Here is a 15,990-nt window from a genome sequence, read left to right as displayed (position 1 = left end):
AGAAGCTTACGTCGAACTCAGGTTAAATTAATCCCGATCCAACTCCATATCAATCCCCAATGAGCGGATTTCTTTCACCAGCACATTAAAGGATTCCGGCATACCTGCTTCCATTCGATGATCACCATCAACTATGTTTTTATACATTTTGGTACGCCCGTTCACATCATCGGATTTCACTGTCAGCATTTCCTGCAAGGTATACGCTGCGCCATAGGCTTCCAGCGCCCAGACTTCCATTTCCCCGAAACGCTGCCCACCAAATTGTGCCTTACCGCCCAATGGCTGTTGCGTTACCAAACTATAAGGCCCGGTGGAACGTGCGTGCATTTTGTCATCCACCAGGTGATTGAGTTTCAGCATGTGCATATAACCCACTGTCACCTTACGTTCAAAAGGCTCGCCGGTACGTCCATCGTATAATTGCATTTGCCCACTGTCAGGCAGGTCTGCCAGGGTCAGCATTTTCTTAATGTCATTTTCACTGGCACCATCAAATACTGGCGTTGCCATGGGTACACCACGTTTCAGATTATGTCCCATTTCCAACAGTTCTTCATCACTGAAGCTGTCGAGGTCTTCTTTTTTGCCACGACTGTTATAGACTTCTTCCATAAAGCTGCGCAGTTTATCGACGCGTGCCTGCTTATCTTCTTCCTCACGGCGATAATCATCCAGCATTTGGTTGATTTTATAACCAATGCCTTTAGCTGCCATGCCCAGATGGGTTTCCAGCACCTGCCCGATATTCATACGCGAAGGTACCCCCAATGGATTTAAGACAATATCCACCGGGCTGCCATCAGCCATAAACGGCATGTCTTCAACCGGCACAATCATGGAAATAACCCCTTTGTTTCCATGCCGTCCCGCCATCTTGTCTCCGGGCTGAATGCGGCGTTTTACCGCCAGATGCACCTTGACCATTTTTAATACGCCGGGCGCTAAATCATCGCCAGCGGCTAATTTACGGCGTTTTTCTTCCAGCAGCTCATCCCCCATACGGCGATGTTTCTGCAATTGTTCTTTGGCACGCTCTAATTGTGTATTAAGCTCGTCTTCTTTTAAGACAATGTCAAACCACTGCTCATGAGGCAGTTCTTTCAGATAGCTTTTAGTGATTTTAGCACTGGCTTTGAGACCATTGGGACCACGTAAAGCGACTTTATTATTCAAAGATTTTTGCAAACGCTGGAAAGTATCTTCCTCCAGAATACGCTGCTGATCATTTAAATCCTTACGGATTTTAATCAACTCCGCCTGCTCAATTTCAATCGCACGACTGTCTTTTTCCACGCCATCACGGGTGAACACCTGAACGTCAATGACTGTACCAAAGGTACTGGAAGGCACCCGCAAGGAACTGTCTTTCACGTCAGAGGCTTTTTCACCGAAAATCGCTCTCAGCAGTTTTTCTTCCGGTGTGAGCTGGGTTTCACCTTTTGGTGTAACCTTACCCACCAGAATATCACCGGGGCGCACTTCCGCGCCAATATGCACAATACCCGCACCATCGAGTTTGTTCAGCGCAGATTCCGACACATTAGGAATATCATCAGTAATTTCTTCCGGCCCTAATTTGGTATCACGCGCGACTGCGGTTAATTCCACAATATGAATTGAGGTGAAGCGATCTTCTTCGGCAACGCGCTCGGAAATAAGGATAGAATCCTCAAAGTTGTAACCGTTCCAAGGCATAAACGCCACGCGCATATTCTGTCCCAACGCCAACTCTCCCAAGTCGGTCGATGGGCCATCAGCCAGCACATCAGCTTTGCTGATTTTATCACCGGCTCTCACCAGTGGCCTTTGGTTAATACAGGTATTCTGATTGGAGCGGGTATATTTGGTCAGGGTATAAATATCCACCCCACCTTCATCTGCCATCACTTCCTTATCATTAACCCGTACCACGATACGCGAGGCATCAACGGAATCAACAATACCGCCACGATCCGCCACGACTACCACGCCGGAGTCTTTAGCCACGGCACGTTCAATGCCAGTACCTACCAGGGGTTTCTCAGCACGTAATACCGGTACCGCCTGACGTTGCATGTTTGATCCCATCAATGCGCGGTTAGCATCATTATGCTCCAGGAATGGAATCAAAGCCGCCGCAACCGAGACAATCTGACGTGGTGACACGTCCATATAAGCCACTTCGGCAACTGGTTTTAAGGTGAATTCTTCCTTATAACGACAAGGTACAAATTCAACATTAATCAAACCATTTTCATCACGCGGCGCGTTAGCCTGCGCAATCACAAACTGGCCTTCTTCAATCGCGGACAAATATTCGATATCATCCTTAACTACGCCATCAACAACTTTACGATAGGGCGTTTCCAGGAAACCATATTTATTAGTGCGCGCATAAACTGCCAGGGAGTTAATCAAACCGATGTTCGGCCCTTCAGGGGTTTCAATCGGGCAAACACGACCATAATGTGTAGGATGTACGTCACGCACCTCAAAACCTGCGCGTTCACGAGTCAAACCACCAGGGCCTAAGGCTGATACACGGCGTTTATGCGTCACTTCGGATAAGGGATTATTCTGATCCATAAATTGTGACAATTGACTGGAACCGAAGAACTCGCGAATCGCTGCGGATACAGGTTTGGCGTTAATCAGTTCCTGCGGCATCATGGCATCCACCTCAGGCAAGGACAAACGCTCTTTAACTGCGCGTTCTACCCGCACCAGACCAATACGGAACTGGTTTTCTGCCATTTCACCCACGCTGCGAATACGGCGGTTACCCAAGTGGTCAATATCATCAACCGTACCCAGGCCATTACCGATATTAATCAGCTCTTTCAGTACATCCAGAATATCTTCTTTGGATAAGATGCCGGAACCGGTACTTTCTTCGCGCCCAATTCTGCGGTTAAATTTCATACGACCCACCGCAGAGAGATCATAGCGGTCTTCGCTGAAGAACAGATTATTAAATAAGGCTTCGGCAGATTCTTTTGTCGGTGGCTCACCGGGGCGCATCATGCGATAAATTTCGACCTGTGCTTCCAACGGTGTTGTTGTAGGATCGATACGTAAAGTATTAGATAAAAAAGGCCCTCGATCCAAATCATTGGTAAACAATGTTTTAAATTCTTTAATGCCTTCAATCATCATTGAAGTCAATACTTCTTCAGTGATTTCAGTATTGGCAGGAAACAGGATCTCTCCCGTTGAGGTATCGATGATGTCATGCGCGATGACCTTGCTGAGCATAAAGTCGCCGGGGACTTCCAGGGAGGTAATATTAGCGGCTTCCAGTTTTTTAATATGGCGCTTGGTAATTTTTTTAGCTTGCCCAATAATGACTTCGCCATCTGGCCCGGTAATATCAAATGCTGCCGTTTCTCCACGCAAACGCTCCGGCACCAACTCCATTCTCAGCGCATCACCTTCACGCTTGAACGCATTGGTTTCAAAAAACATTTCCAGCATTTCATTATTGTTATAACCGAGTGCGCGCAATAAGATGGAGGCAGGTAATTTACGACGACGGTCAATGCGTACAAAAATGCTGTCTTTGGGATCAAATTCAAAATCCAGCCAGGAACCGCGATAGGGAATCACCCGCGCGGAAAATAATAATTTACCGGAAGAGTGGGTTTTACCCTTGTCGTGGTCAAAAAATACGCCGGGAGAACGATGTAACTGTGACACAATCACCCGCTCTGTGCCATTAATCACAAAGGTACCGTTTTGCGTCATCAACGGCAGGTCGCCCATATAGACTTCCTGCTCTTTAATGTCCTTGACGGTTTTGATTTTTGCGTCCTTGTCATAAACCACCAGACGTACTTTGACACGCAAGGGCGCGGCATAGGTCATGCTGCGAATCTGACATTCAGTGACATCAAAAGGGGGTTTATCCAAACGGTAATTGACATATTCCAGCGTCGCGTTCCCGGAATAACCCTCAATGGGGAATACGGAACTGAATGCACCATGCAAACCACGATTTTCTCTGCCATCAGGCGTTTTGTCTTTTTGCAAAAAAGACTGATAAGAATTTACTTGGGTAGCCAACAAATAGGGTACATCAAGAATTGAGGGCAATTCGCCAAAATCTTTACGAATACGTTTTTTTTCTGTAAAAGAATAGGTCATGATGACTCCTGCCTCCGCAAACAGCGACAAACTTGGTAAGATATCGCCTGATAGAATCGATAATAAAACACGCAACACGCCGCGCATTTGCAGCGCACTATTTTTATAAACGCAAAAAAGCCGGCAGTATTTCACTACCAGCTAAAATATTTTTCAAAATCTGCGTTGGGTGTTCAATCAGTTTGTTAAATATTGTTGCTTGTTCCCAAGGAACCGTCCAAAAACATTCAAATAAAAATTAGTACCTGGTATCCAGGTACTAATTTTTAATTTATAAAATAATCAATAACTGATATTACATACGCTGATTGATTTTACTTTGAATCTTAGCTTTTCCTGGACTCTTCAAAAATCAGCGTGGAGAAAAAGCGGCTTTTTTATGCTTTAAAGCATAAAAATGAAGCTTTTTCGTAACTCAGTTAAAAACTATTTTATTTTACTTCAACGCTGGCACCAGCTTCTTCAAGCTGTTTCTGAACGTCTGCTGCTTCGTCTTTGCTAACGCCTTCTTTCACTGCAACTGGTGCGCCTTCAACCATTGCTTTAGCTTCTTTCAGGCCCAGACCAGTGATACCGCGAACGGCTTTAATCACTGATACTTTATTAGCGCCAAAGCTGGTCATCATCACATCAAATTCAGTCTGTTCAGCAGCGGCTTCACCACCACCATCACCTGCTGGTGCTGCAACAGCAACAGCCGCAGCGGCAGACACACCGAATTTTTCTTCCATTGCGGTGATCAGATCAACAACTTCCATTACGCTTTTATTGGCAATGGCTTCTAAAATTTCATCATTAGACAGGGACATTGAGTACTCCTAAAAATTAAAAAGTAGTGAGAAAAAACTGCAATTAAGCAGCTTCTTGCTCTTTTTCTGTGCGAACGGCTGCGAGGGTACGAACCAGTTTTGCATGAGGCTCTGCCAGGGTACGAACAAATTTCTCAATCGGTGCTTTCATCACCGACATCAGCATGCTGATGGACTGATCGTAAGTTGGCATCTTCGCGAGTTTTTCAATGGCTTCTGCTGGCATCAATTGGCCGCTCATCGCGACACCTGTAACCACCAGTTTATCATTGTCTTTGGCGAAGTCTTTAACAATACGACCCGCAGCACCAGGCTCTTCCATAGAAAAGGCCAGTATCACGGGGCCGCTTAAAGCGTCCACCATACATTCAAACTCGGTACCTTGTACTGCGCGGCGAGCCAGCGTGTTTCTGACAACTTTCAGAAACACACCACCTTCACGCGCTTTAACTCGCAACTCCGTCATGTCACCAACACTCATTCCGCGATATTCTGCAATCACGGCAGAGTAAGCATTGGATGCGACTTCAGCGATTTCTGCAACAATGGCGCGCTTATCTTCAAGCTTAATCACTTGCTTACCTCATTAACGGAGAGGTTGAAAACGTAACAACGCATTCAACCAAGAGTTGTATGAATGGTTTAACCATTCACGCCTATTAGGTATAAACAAAATACTGATAATTAACCTCAGATTTTTTTCATACCTTACGACGCACTGAAAATCCTGATATCGATTTTCGTTTGTCGTCTGCGCAGACAGCATCTTTAGATGCAATTAAATTCCATTTTTTGAAATATCTGCGGTCTTTGACGACTATTGAGTTTCCCTAAAAAAGAATGCTCAATAGTCCCAAAAATTTTTTTCAAGCAGATTATGATTTGATATCCAGTGAAGCAACATCAACTGCCAGTCCCGGCCCCATGGTCGTGGAAACGGTCATTTTTTTCAGGTAAATACCTTTTGCTGCGCTGGGCTTGCCTTTATTCAAATCCTTAACCAGGGCTTCCAGATTCTCTTTAATTGCACTGGTTTCAAAACTGGTATTTGCCAGTTTACAGTGAATAATACCTGATTTATCAGTGCGATAACGCACCTGACCGGCTTTTGCATTTTTAACTGCTGTTGCCACATCAGGGGTCACTGTACCCACTTTAGGGTTAGGCATTAAACCACGCGGCCCTAAAATCTGGCCTAGCTGACCCACAACGCGCATTGCATCCGGGGAAGCCACTACGACATCAAAATCCATCTGTCCGGCTTTCACCTGAGCCGCCAGATCTTCCATGCCGACAATATCAGCACCTGCGGCAGTCGCCGCATCAGCATTAGCACCCTGGGTAAAAACAGCAACCCGTACCGCTTTACCGGTACCGTTAGGTAATACTGTAGAACCACGCACAACCTGATCCGATTTGCGTGGATCAACACCCAGATTAATGCAAACATCAACAGATTCAGCAAATTTAGCCAAGGGCAGAGATTTCAACAAGTCCAGCGCTTCGCTGATATTATAAGCCTTGCCTGGCTCTACTTTTTCTTTAATCGCTTTTGCGCGTTTTGATAACTTCGCCATTATTCCACCCCTTCCGTTTCAATACCCATGCTACGCGCAGTGCCAGCAATGGTTCTTACTGCTGCATTCATGTCCGCAGCAGTCAGATCTTCCCATTTGGTTTTCGCAATGTCTTCCATTTGCTCGCGATTAACCTTGCCAACTTTATCGGTATGAGGGGTTTTACTGCCACTGGCAATACCGGCTGCTTTTTTCAGCAAAACAGCGGCAGGTGGTGATTTGGTGACAAAAGTAAAGCTACGATCACTGTAAGCCGTGATCACAACAGGAACAGGCAAACCCTGCTCCAAACTCTGCGTGGCGGCATTAAAAGCCTTGCAGAATTCCATAATATTCAAACCATGCTGACCTAAGGCCGGGCCAACAGGTGGACTTGGATTAGCCTGACCGGCTTTCACCTGTAATTTAATATAGGCAACAATTTTCTTCGCCATGTTCAACTCCTGCTTGGGTGCAAACGCTTTTCAGCTCCCCGTTTCTATAAAAAACAAAACACAGCGCCCAAATGTTTTAGCATCTGGGCACTGTGTTTATTTATTATAGAGACGTAGCATGGCTACGTCTCTATGGATTATTCTTTTTCAACCTGGGTAAACTCAAGATCAACTGGCGTTGAGCGCCCAAAAATCAATACCGCGACACGTAAACGGTTTTTCTCATAATTAACTTCTTCAACAACGCCATTAAAGTCATTGAAAGGGCCATCAATAACCCGAACCACTTCACCGACTTCAAACAGAATCTTAGGCCGTGGTTTCTCGGCGCTATCATGCACGCGCTGTAAAATTGTATTGGCTTCCTGTTCACTGATAGGCGCAGGTTTTTCTTTAGTGCCACCAATAAAGCCCATTACCTTAGGCACATCCCTGACCAAATGCCAGGTATCATCATTCATGGCCATTTCTACGAGCACATAACCGGGATAAAGTTTGCGCTCTGTTGTTCTTTTGCGGCCTTCGCGCATTTCAGTCACAGGCTCTGTGGGTACCAAGACGTGTATTTCACCCGACTCAGGATCCTTGCCAAAAGCCTCTTCCAATTGACTGCGGCGAATACGATCTTTTAAAGAACGTTCCACACTTTTTTCAAAGCCTGAATAGGCATGAACCACATACCAGCGCAAAGTCTGTTCTTCTGACATAATATTGACCTAGCTACCCGTTAAGGCTCTTACTATCCACAGCAAGAGACTATCTACCAACCAAATCAACAAAGCCATGATAATCACCACAACAATGACGATCAGGGTTGTTTGCAGTGTTTCCTGACGGGAAGGCCATACGACTTTACGAACCTCAGTTCGTGAATCCTTGGCAAAACTCCAGATAGACTGACCTTTATCCGTTGTCAAAGCAATGGCAACAAATACGCCGGCAGTCAGCAACAGACCTAAAACACGTAATAAAGTGGAGCTATCAGAAAAGTAATAAAAACCAGCAAGACCGGCAACTAATAATAACCAGGCAACTGCCCATTTAAGCAGATCAGATTTATTTACTGCTGCTTCAGCTTTTGTGCTCATGCGCGCCACAATCTCTTTCAGGGAATTTCAGGAGGACTGCCATAAAAAAATGGCAGGCCAGGAGGGAATCGAACCCCCAACCTGCGGTTTTGGAGACCGCCGCTCTGCCAATTGAGCTACTGGCCTGTAAAGGATGGAAAATAATACAATACAGAACAAGACATTTTCATATTATCAGCCACCCTGCAACGGGTAACTGATAATATATTATACAACTTTATTCAATAACTTTGGAAACAACCCCAGCACCAACGGTACGACCGCCTTCACGAATCGCAAAGCGCAAACCTTCTTCCATTGCAATCGGTGCAATCAGGGTAACATCCATTTTCACGTTATCACCTGGCATAACCATTTCCACACCTTCAGGCAGTTCAACTGCACCGGTCACATCGGTGGTGCGGAAATAGAACTGAGGGCGATAACCATTAAAGAATGGGGTATGACGCCCACCTTCTTCTTTACTCAGAATATAAACTTCAGCTTCAAAATGGGTATGTGGAGTAATAGAACCCGGCTTAGCCAATACCTGACCACGCTCAACATCTTCACGCTTGGTACCACGCAGTAACACACCCACATTGTCACCAGCAACGCCTGAATCCAGGAGTTTACGGAACATTTCCACACCGGTACAGGTGGTTTTGGTGGTTTCTTTAATACCAACGATTTCAATTTCTTCGCCGACTTTAACCACACCGCGTTCGATACGACCCGTAACCACCGTGCCACGACCAGAGATAGAAAATACATCTTCAATCGGCATCAGGAAGGCTTGATCAATATCACGCTCTGGCTCTGGAATATAAGAATCTAATGCTTCAACCAGCTTATTAATGGAAGGTACGCCAATATCACTCTGGTCACCTTCAATCGCTTTCAATGCAGAACCAATAACAACCGGGGTATCATCACCTGGGAATTCGTAACTGTCGAGCAGTTCACGCACTTCCATTTCCACCAGTTCCAGCAATTCTTCGTCATCCACCATGTCCGCTTTGTTCATGTAGACAACAACATAAGGCACACCTACCTGACGCGCCAGCAGGATATGCTCACGGGTTTGCGGCATAGGGCCATCTGCTGCGGAAACCACCAGAATCGCACCATCCATCTGTGCTGCACCGGTGATCATGTTTTTCACATAATCCGCGTGTCCAGGACAGTCAACGTGCGCATAATGACGGTTATCAGATTCATATTCAACGTGCGCAGTTGCAATGGTAATACCGCGCTCGCGCTCTTCTGGTGCATTATCGATTTGGTCATAGGCTTTGGATTCACCACCATGACGCTCTGCCATGCACTTGGTAATCGCTGCTGTTAAAGTGGTTTTACCATGATCTACGTGACCGATGGTACCGACATTAACGTGTGGCTTGCCACGCTCAAACTTCTCTTTAGACATCGACTTTGTCTCCCACAAGAACCTTTAGAACAAAACATTATGGAGCCCATAACCAGATTTGAACTGGTGACCTCTTCCTTACCAAGGAAGTGCTCTACCGACTGAGCTATATGGGCAATTTACTTTTAATCAGGAAAATCCAGTATAGAACGCTTCAGCACAAAACAAAATAAACTGGAGCGGGTGATGGGGATCGAACCCACATCATCAGCTTGGAAGGCTGAGGTTCTACCATTGAACTACACCCGCTTGACTCTGGAATCACCAAGCTACTTATGGCGCGATTCACTCTAAAAAGTGGTGGAGGGGGGAGGATTCGAACCTCCGAAGGCTGAGCCGACAGATTTACAGTCTGTTCCCGTTGACCGCTTGGGTACCCCTCCGAAAGACGCGCATTTTGCAGAAATCTGACGTCCCTGTCAAGCACTTTTGTAAAAAAAATTAATTTTAAAAATTATACCAACATATTCCACATTATTTTTCTCTGATATTCCCCTGCCGATAACGCAGTAACGGGCTGAGAAAATACTCAATCAACACGCAACATAAATAATGAAAATATCAGCTATATCAGCTATTGGTATAACAACCGAGCAGCAGTTTGGCCCTTAAACCATTTTTGTCCCTGCCGCTCAGTCTCTTCCAGCAAATGCCGCATGATGCCAACAACCTTATAAAAATGATTGCCATAATGCTGTATACCATCTACCCAGTTATCCTGCTTAATTTCCAAACGTTGCAAAATGGGCTGAATATGCGCAGGAATAGCACCACGTTTACCATCACGAATACAGCGCCCGGTCCAGTCCACCAGTTCAAAATATTCTTCCTGGCTGATGGGCAGGCAAACATGCGCATTCTGCGTGACTTGTGGTTTCCCGATTTTTTTAGTCTCAGCAAAAGGTAAAAGCCATTGGCTTTGTGGTTTTGAGGATGATTTTTTTTCAGTCTCAACTCTTGCTGCAAAAGAAGTAAATTCAGAATCTTCCGGAGTTTGCGCAATGGCGGCGCGTACCGGATTGAGGTCAACATACGCCATGCAGCTAATCAAAGCGGCATCATCCAATAAAGCCTGAGATTTAAAACGCCCTTCCCAAAACCGCCCGGTACACTTATCTTCCTTATTGGCCTGCCGTGCAACCGGCTCATTCAGACAGCGCATAAACCAGCTTAAATCTGCCAGACGCTCGCGCCACAAGACCACCTTTTCCTCATCCGCCGCCAGCCGCGCAAAATAAGCGCTGACTACTTCATCATCAAACTGTTTACCATCACTTTCTTTTAAAGCCTGCGGTGGAAACAAGGTACACCAACGCTTCACCACTTCTTCAGCATCCCAGGTCAAGCTCTGCTCATAATCCACATGTAGTACCAAATGGTAATGGTTGCTCATAATGGCATAAGCGCAAACCTCAACCGAAAACTGCCCGGCAAGCAGTTCCAACCTGTCCAATATCCATTGCCGCCTATGTTCATAATTGCAGCCGCTTTGTTTATCAACGCCACATAAAAAAGCGCGGCGCACGGCACGACTGACGCAGTGATAATGACCGTTGGCATGTTTGCTGATTTGTGCTTTGCGTGGCATGGGCATGATTTTATCCCTCTTTGAATTCAGGTTTTAGGACAGGATAACAGAAATGGTATTTTTTTCAAATTTAGGTGGGTGTCTTGTAATTTTTTACGCCATGCAGCTAATCAAAGCGGCATCATCCAATAAAGCCTGAGATTTAAAACGTCCTTCCCAAAACCGCCCGGTACACTTATCTTCCTTATTGGCCTGGCGTGCAACCGGCTCATTCAGACAGCGCATAAACCAGCTTAAATCGGCCAGACGCTCGCGCCACAAGACCACCTTTTCCTCATCCGCCGCCAGCCGCGCAAAATAAGCACTGACTACTTCATCATCAAACTGTTTACCATCACTTTCTTTTAAAGCCTGCGGTGGAAACAAAGTACACCAACGCTTGACCACTTCTTCAGCATTCCAGGTCAAACTCTGCTCATAATCCACATGCAGCACCAAATGGTAATGATTGCTCATAATGGCATAAGCGCAGACCTCAACTGAAAATTGTCCAGCAAGTAGTTCCAGCCTGTCCAATATCCATTGCCGCCTATGTTCATAATTGCAGCCGCTTTGTTTATCAACGCCACATAAAAAAGCGCGGCGCACGGCACGACTGACGCAGTGATAATGACCGTTGGTGTGTTTGCTTACTTGTTCTTTGCGTGGCATGGGCATGGCTTTATCCCTCTTTGAATTCAGGTTTTAGGACAGGATAACAGAAATGGTATTTTTTTCAAATTTAGGTGGGTGCTGAGATGGACACCCCACCATTATCGGCATCGTAATGTGCCAAACTGAAGGTATATAACCTTGAAATAGATGAGGTATCCATCATGAACACTAAACATAGTATCATCAGTATTGATTTGGCAAAAAATATATTCCAGGTGTGTGCGTTAAATGCGCACAACAAAGTTGTGATAAACAAAAAAGTAAGCCGCAAAAAACTGCTTGCCACCTTGTCACAATTTGAGCCAACGGAAGTGGTTATGGAAGCATGCTATAGCGCCCATCACTGGGGTCGAGCTATTGCCGTGCTTGGACATACGGTTAAATTGATTCCACCCTATCAGGTCAAGCCTTTTGTCGTAGGCAACAAAAATGACCATAATGATGCAATTGCCATTGCCGAAGCCGCGCATCGACCTAAAGCCAGCTTTGTTCCGGTCAAAACATTGGAACAACAAGACATTCAATCGCTGCAACGTATTCGGGAGCGCCTGATTCGTCAGCGTAGCGCCACCAGTAACCAACTAAGGGGGCTATTGGCTGAATACGGGATTATTCTACCCACTGGCTTATATCGTCTGCGCAAAGGCCTGCCGGATATTCTGGAGGATGCACAGCAACCATTAACGCCAGTCGCACGAAAATTTATCCAGATGCTTTATCAAGAACTGCTGGCCTATGATAAACGTATCCAGGAAACTGAAAATGAGACCATAGCATTGCTTCAAACTGATGAAGATTATCAACGCCTGCAAACCATTCCCGGCGTTGGCCCGATTATCGCCGCCAATATGCTGGCTGCCGTTGGTGATGCCAAATACTTCAAAAATGGTCGGCAGATGGCAGCATGGATAGGGCTGACACCGAAACAACATGCCAGTGGGGAAATAAGCCGCTTATCAGGCATCAGTAAACGTGGCAACAGTCATTTAAGACGCTTATTGATACATGGCGCATGCACGGTATTAAACTGGAGTGGCGCTAAAACCGACAAACTCAGCTTATGGCTGCAAGCACTCAGTGCCAGAGCTCATCCCTGTAAAGTCATTGTCGCCCTGGCAAACAAACTGGCGCGTATTATCTGGGCAGTGCTGGCGCATAAACAAAATTATCAGGCAACATAAACCAAGGAATAATCAACGCATAAAGGCAAATATATAAAGCAAATAGAATACTTGCCCAAGACGGTACACAGCAGTGATGAAATAAAACGGTTTTCCCTGTCAGAGCCTGAGTTAAGACAGCGGTCATAAAGACCTTATGGGTGCAGAGGCGGCGGGGAATCTTGAATCTCATCAGGGCTCGATAACTCTAATAATATGAGATTATCAACAGAAGCCGGATATATGTCGAAGACCGTTATTGACTCAAATGCTGGTGCTGCTTTGGATTAGATTTTATCATCAGGATAGGTAGTAGCCGAACCAACTGGGATCGGTGAGAACAATGTCAACCGCTCCACACAAAGGTGAGCAAGAGTGGGAGGGTTCAACGTGCCATTTTACAGAGTACACCAGTAAAAAGGGGATTTGGCACCCGAAGGCGAGTTGGTACAAAAACAGGGAGTAGTGATGATTATTTGGGGGTGATACCCCCAAACCCCCATTGTTGTTAGCTCTGTGCTTGCTTGAGGAATATTGACGTAAAGAAAAAGTGAAAAAAACTTGACATTAGCGGGGTGTCCATATATGTCTTCAATTTCTATTCAATTTCTATTGCCCTATTGGGGGTCTGAACGGTTACGCTTAAAGTTAATTTGGGGAAGATGTTGTGATAACCTCGGTAAGAGGTAGGGGGGGTACTTTGTCCAAAGTCCAATCCGTTAGGTATAGCGAATAGGGAGTTTTTAGGTCATAATTTATCGATATCCTGCTTCCTAATTTCAAATATATATGAGTGTTTTAAAATCATTTTCATTTCCAGGGGAGCTATTTTTTTTTCATTATCTCCATCTTTGATGAGCAGGGAAGGAATATATAATAGGTTATTTACATAATAAGCAATGCAATTATCTGCTTTTGTTATCTCTTCTTTTATAGGTGAAAAACTATGCAAAGAGAAATATTTTTCTGATTCTTTAACTAGGGTGCTGCTGATGAGACCGTCAGGTAATGCCACTTTTGGAATAATTAAGTGTTTATTTTTCCGATCATAATGTGCTGCAAATTGATTTTTTTCAATACAAAGTGAGTCAAGTTTAGGCTGAGGATGATTTTTGCGAGTTGGTATCTTGGTTTTTTGTAATATGGCATGGCAGTTTTCACCAGGAATTTGTAACTGATGTAAATTTTTGAACTTGCCAAGAGAAAAAATTGAACCATTAAATTTTCCTATCAGCACCTTGATGCCATGTTCTGAGACAGTGAAATTATCCAATCCATAAGGCAATTCCTTGTTTGGAGTTATCAGTAGAAAAATGGAGTCTTTGCTACGTGTGAGCAGGTATGGCAGGCTATTAAAATGCACACTGGAGGCATTTTCAATTTTGCCAGAATCATCTAGGTATGCAAGTATAGCTAAATCTTTTGTATAACGTTGTGGTGTTGCAGGTATTCCAGCCGAGGACAATGATAATATCTGATTGCCAATACGAAGGCTTTTAGAGTTCTCCATCTTGAGTAAAAGCTGGTTATCTTGACAAAGTGAGTAATCTTTAGAGAAAAAATTCTTGTTTACATGTCGGATAGCCTGCTGTACTTCTGCATTTTTAAAATCTACCAAGGTTTTTTGAGGTTCTGTAGCAAGTAGATTATTTCCAGCTAAAAAAGCGGCATTGTGTTTAATGCCAAGGGCTGCAAGCGTGGTTGGAACTATATCCATATGGCTGCCTTGCCGCGTGTTCAGTCCTTTTTTATCTCCATTTAGCAAGGCAAAAAATAATTTGCGATGATATTCTGGTGGAAATATTTTTTGACGACTCATCATTGCTAAGTGATCACTAAACAATACTACAATGGTATTTTTAAATGCAGGGTGTTTAGATATACGTTTTATAAAATTATTTACTAGTTGATCTGTGCAATGTACTGCATCTAGTGTTTTGTTTTGTAAAGCAGAATAATTACTGCAAGAATGGGAGGGTTTAGCAGGTTGATGCGTATCTATTGTTAAAATAGTCAGATTAAAAAGTTGTTCTTCTTTTGCTAAACGTTCAAAAGTCTGTACAGAAAGTGTGAATAAACTGTCATCATAAAGCCCCCAACCTGTTTTGTAGGTTTTATCAGGAAGTTCATTAATTAATTCGTCATAACCCAATACTTGATCATAATGATGGTTTTTATAAAAATCACTTTTACCTGCAAAACGAACAGAAGCACCACCAATATAATATTGTTTATATCCTGCTTGGTGCAACAAATCACTAAGACAAACTGCATGTTTTAGATAACCGTTTTGAATAATGTCATTACCAGAAATAATACTATTGCCATAAACCAGAGGTGTGCCACATTGAGAAGCAAATATTCCAGCAATAGTCCACTCAGTTCCTGGTGTTTGCTGTATATCCGTAAAACGTAAACCATTATTGGCAAGTTGTTGTATATTCGGTGTTAGCCCTGGAAAAATCTCTTCCTCCAGATATATATTTTCTAGACTTTCAAGATAAATAAATACCAAATTTTTCCCAGAACTGGCTTGCAGTTCAACTTTCTCTAGTGCGGTTGGATTAAGCCCCATCTCTTGTAGTTTTGATATGTCAAAAGATGTATTGGCGATACCAAACGGGAAAAACTGTAATAAAACGAACTCTTTAAGTGCGAAATTGAGTAACAAACAGAGTGGCAGTGCGGATATAGCAAAATAATATGGAATCTTTTTACCGATTTTTCTGATTGTACATTGATAAATAAGTACTACAAAAAGTGATAACAGGAAGATTACAGCAGTGATTAATAGCAGATATGCAGCCCCTGCTTCTAACAAACTATTCCAGCTAAGATGAAAAAAGAAACGGGCATTAAAACCTTCACCTTGGAAATAAAATGAAACAAAACGCATTAATTCAAAAACAAAAATAGGTAAAAGCAAGCTCAAAGCCAATAAAAAAGCGATATTTTTTTGCTGGTGTTTGGAACTGAGAGTAAATATAGCAAAAGATGATAACAACAAAAACAGCAAGGAATTCAGTAACGACAAAAAACTCGCTTGGTTGCTATAAAAAAAGCAAAGGACGGTAGGAATTGAAATTATTGTATATAAAAACCAAAACATAAGACTAGTTTAACATTAAAAGATTGTCCCAAGTGATT

The 15,990-nt window shown here is 43.9% G+C and carries 12 protein-coding genes and 4 tRNA genes; 1 reads left to right on the top strand and 15 read right to left on the bottom strand.

Annotated elements, in window-relative coordinates:
• Positions 1 to 27: 27 nt before the first annotated feature.
• The 14 genes from rpoB to QUF61_RS13655 form a co-directional block, all read right to left on the bottom strand.
• A complete protein-coding gene (gene rpoB / locus QUF61_RS13720; protein WP_103921910.1) occupies positions 28 to 4,125 on the bottom strand; it encodes a DNA-directed RNA polymerase subunit beta in 4,098 nt (1,365 codons plus the stop codon).
• Positions 4,126 to 4,556: 431 nt separating this feature from the next.
• Entirely contained in the window at positions 4,557 to 4,934 is a 378-nt protein-coding gene (gene rplL, locus QUF61_RS13715; RefSeq protein WP_103921909.1) for a 50S ribosomal protein L7/L12, read from the bottom strand.
• Between the two features lie 43 nt (positions 4,935 to 4,977).
• Positions 4,978 to 5,508, bottom strand: coding sequence for a 50S ribosomal protein L10 (gene rplJ / locus QUF61_RS13710; protein ID WP_289682193.1), 531 nt, complete (start codon positions 5,506 to 5,508; stop codon positions 4,978 to 4,980).
• Between the two features lie 301 nt (positions 5,509 to 5,809).
• Positions 5,810 to 6,511, bottom strand: coding sequence for a 50S ribosomal protein L1 (gene rplA, locus QUF61_RS13705; RefSeq protein ID WP_103921907.1), 702 nt, complete (start codon positions 6,509 to 6,511; stop codon positions 5,810 to 5,812).
• Complete coding sequence (gene rplK / locus QUF61_RS13700) at positions 6,511 to 6,945, bottom strand: 50S ribosomal protein L11 (protein WP_103921906.1); 435 nt, start codon at positions 6,943 to 6,945, stop codon at positions 6,511 to 6,513. Before rplK ends, rplA begins: the two co-directional genes overlap by 1 nt.
• A gap of 137 nt (positions 6,946 to 7,082) precedes the next feature.
• Positions 7,083 to 7,652, bottom strand: a complete 570-nt coding sequence (nusG, locus tag QUF61_RS13695) for a transcription termination/antitermination protein NusG (protein ID WP_103921905.1) — start codon at positions 7,650 to 7,652, stop codon at positions 7,083 to 7,085.
• Between the two features lie 9 nt (positions 7,653 to 7,661).
• Positions 7,662 to 8,033: a preprotein translocase subunit SecE gene (gene secE, locus QUF61_RS13690; RefSeq protein ID WP_103921935.1), complete on the bottom strand. Its 372-nt coding sequence runs from the start codon at positions 8,031 to 8,033 to the stop codon at positions 7,662 to 7,664.
• Between the two features lie 50 nt (positions 8,034 to 8,083).
• A tRNA-Trp gene (locus QUF61_RS13685) sits at positions 8,084 to 8,159 on the bottom strand.
• A 91-nt stretch (positions 8,160 to 8,250) separates the two neighbouring features.
• On the bottom strand, positions 8,251 to 9,441 hold the full coding sequence (gene tuf / locus QUF61_RS13680; protein ID WP_103921904.1) for an elongation factor Tu: 1,191 nt from the start codon (positions 9,439 to 9,441) through the stop codon (positions 8,251 to 8,253).
• Between the two features lie 40 nt (positions 9,442 to 9,481).
• A tRNA-Thr gene (locus QUF61_RS13675) sits at positions 9,482 to 9,557 on the bottom strand.
• Between the two features lie 59 nt (positions 9,558 to 9,616).
• A tRNA-Gly gene (locus tag QUF61_RS13670) sits at positions 9,617 to 9,690 on the bottom strand.
• Between the two features lie 49 nt (positions 9,691 to 9,739).
• A tRNA-Tyr gene (locus QUF61_RS13665) sits at positions 9,740 to 9,824 on the bottom strand.
• Positions 9,825 to 10,015: 191 nt separating this feature from the next.
• Positions 10,016 to 11,035 carry a hypothetical protein gene (locus tag QUF61_RS13660; protein ID WP_289682192.1) on the bottom strand — a complete coding sequence of 340 codons (1,020 nt, stop codon included), beginning with the start codon at positions 11,033 to 11,035 and terminating at the stop codon, positions 10,016 to 10,018.
• Between the two features lie 87 nt (positions 11,036 to 11,122).
• Positions 11,123 to 11,686, bottom strand: a complete 564-nt coding sequence (locus tag QUF61_RS13655; RefSeq protein ID WP_289682190.1) for a hypothetical protein — start codon at positions 11,684 to 11,686, stop codon at positions 11,123 to 11,125.
• A 158-nt stretch (positions 11,687 to 11,844) separates the two neighbouring features.
• Between QUF61_RS13655 and QUF61_RS13650 the strand changes: the two genes are divergently transcribed.
• Positions 11,845 to 12,864, top strand: a complete 1,020-nt coding sequence (locus QUF61_RS13650) for an IS110 family RNA-guided transposase (protein ID WP_289682188.1) — start codon at positions 11,845 to 11,847, stop codon at positions 12,862 to 12,864.
• A 727-nt stretch (positions 12,865 to 13,591) separates the two neighbouring features.
• On the opposite strand, the gene QUF61_RS13645 is transcribed toward QUF61_RS13650, so the two are convergent.
• Complete coding sequence (locus tag QUF61_RS13645; RefSeq protein WP_289682187.1) at positions 13,592 to 15,850, bottom strand: sulfatase-like hydrolase/transferase; 2,259 nt, start codon at positions 15,848 to 15,850, stop codon at positions 13,592 to 13,594.
• Positions 15,851 to 15,990 lie beyond the last annotated feature (140 nt).

Origin of the sequence: Candidatus Venteria ishoeyi (genome assembly GCF_030378065.1) — a bacterium.
GTDB lineage: Bacteria > Pseudomonadota > Gammaproteobacteria > Beggiatoales > Beggiatoaceae > Venteria > Venteria ishoeyi.
The sequence above is the reverse complement of the archived record's forward strand: the minus strand, read 5'-3'. Positions and strand labels throughout refer to the sequence as shown.

Excerpts from the sequence above, each read along its gene's own strand:
- rpoB (WP_103921910.1), bottom strand. The coding sequence starts at position 4,125 with ATGACCTATTCTTTTACAGAAAAAAAACGTATTCGTAAAGATTTTGGC.
- rplL (WP_103921909.1), bottom strand. The coding sequence starts at position 4,934 with ATGTCCCTGTCTAATGATGAAATTTTAGAAGCCATTGCCAATAAAAGC.
- rplA (WP_103921907.1), bottom strand. The coding sequence starts at position 6,511 with ATGGCGAAGTTATCAAAACGCGCAAAAGCGATTAAAGAAAAAGTAGAG.
- rplK (WP_103921906.1), bottom strand. The coding sequence starts at position 6,945 with ATGGCGAAGAAAATTGTTGCCTATATTAAATTACAGGTGAAAGCCGGT.
- nusG (WP_103921905.1), bottom strand. The coding sequence starts at position 7,652 with ATGTCAGAAGAACAGACTTTGCGCTGGTATGTGGTTCATGCCTATTCA.
- secE (WP_103921935.1), bottom strand. The coding sequence starts at position 8,033 with ATGAGCACAAAAGCTGAAGCAGCAGTAAATAAATCTGATCTGCTTAAA.
- tuf (WP_103921904.1), bottom strand. The coding sequence starts at position 9,441 with ATGTCTAAAGAGAAGTTTGAGCGTGGCAAGCCACACGTTAATGTCGGT.
- QUF61_RS13660 (WP_289682192.1), bottom strand. The coding sequence starts at position 11,035 with ATGCCCATGCCACGCAAAGCACAAATCAGCAAACATGCCAACGGTCAT.
- QUF61_RS13655 (WP_289682190.1), bottom strand. The coding sequence starts at position 11,686 with ATGCCCATGCCACGCAAAGAACAAGTAAGCAAACACACCAACGGTCAT.
- QUF61_RS13650 (WP_289682188.1), top strand. The coding sequence starts at position 11,845 with ATGAACACTAAACATAGTATCATCAGTATTGATTTGGCAAAAAATATA.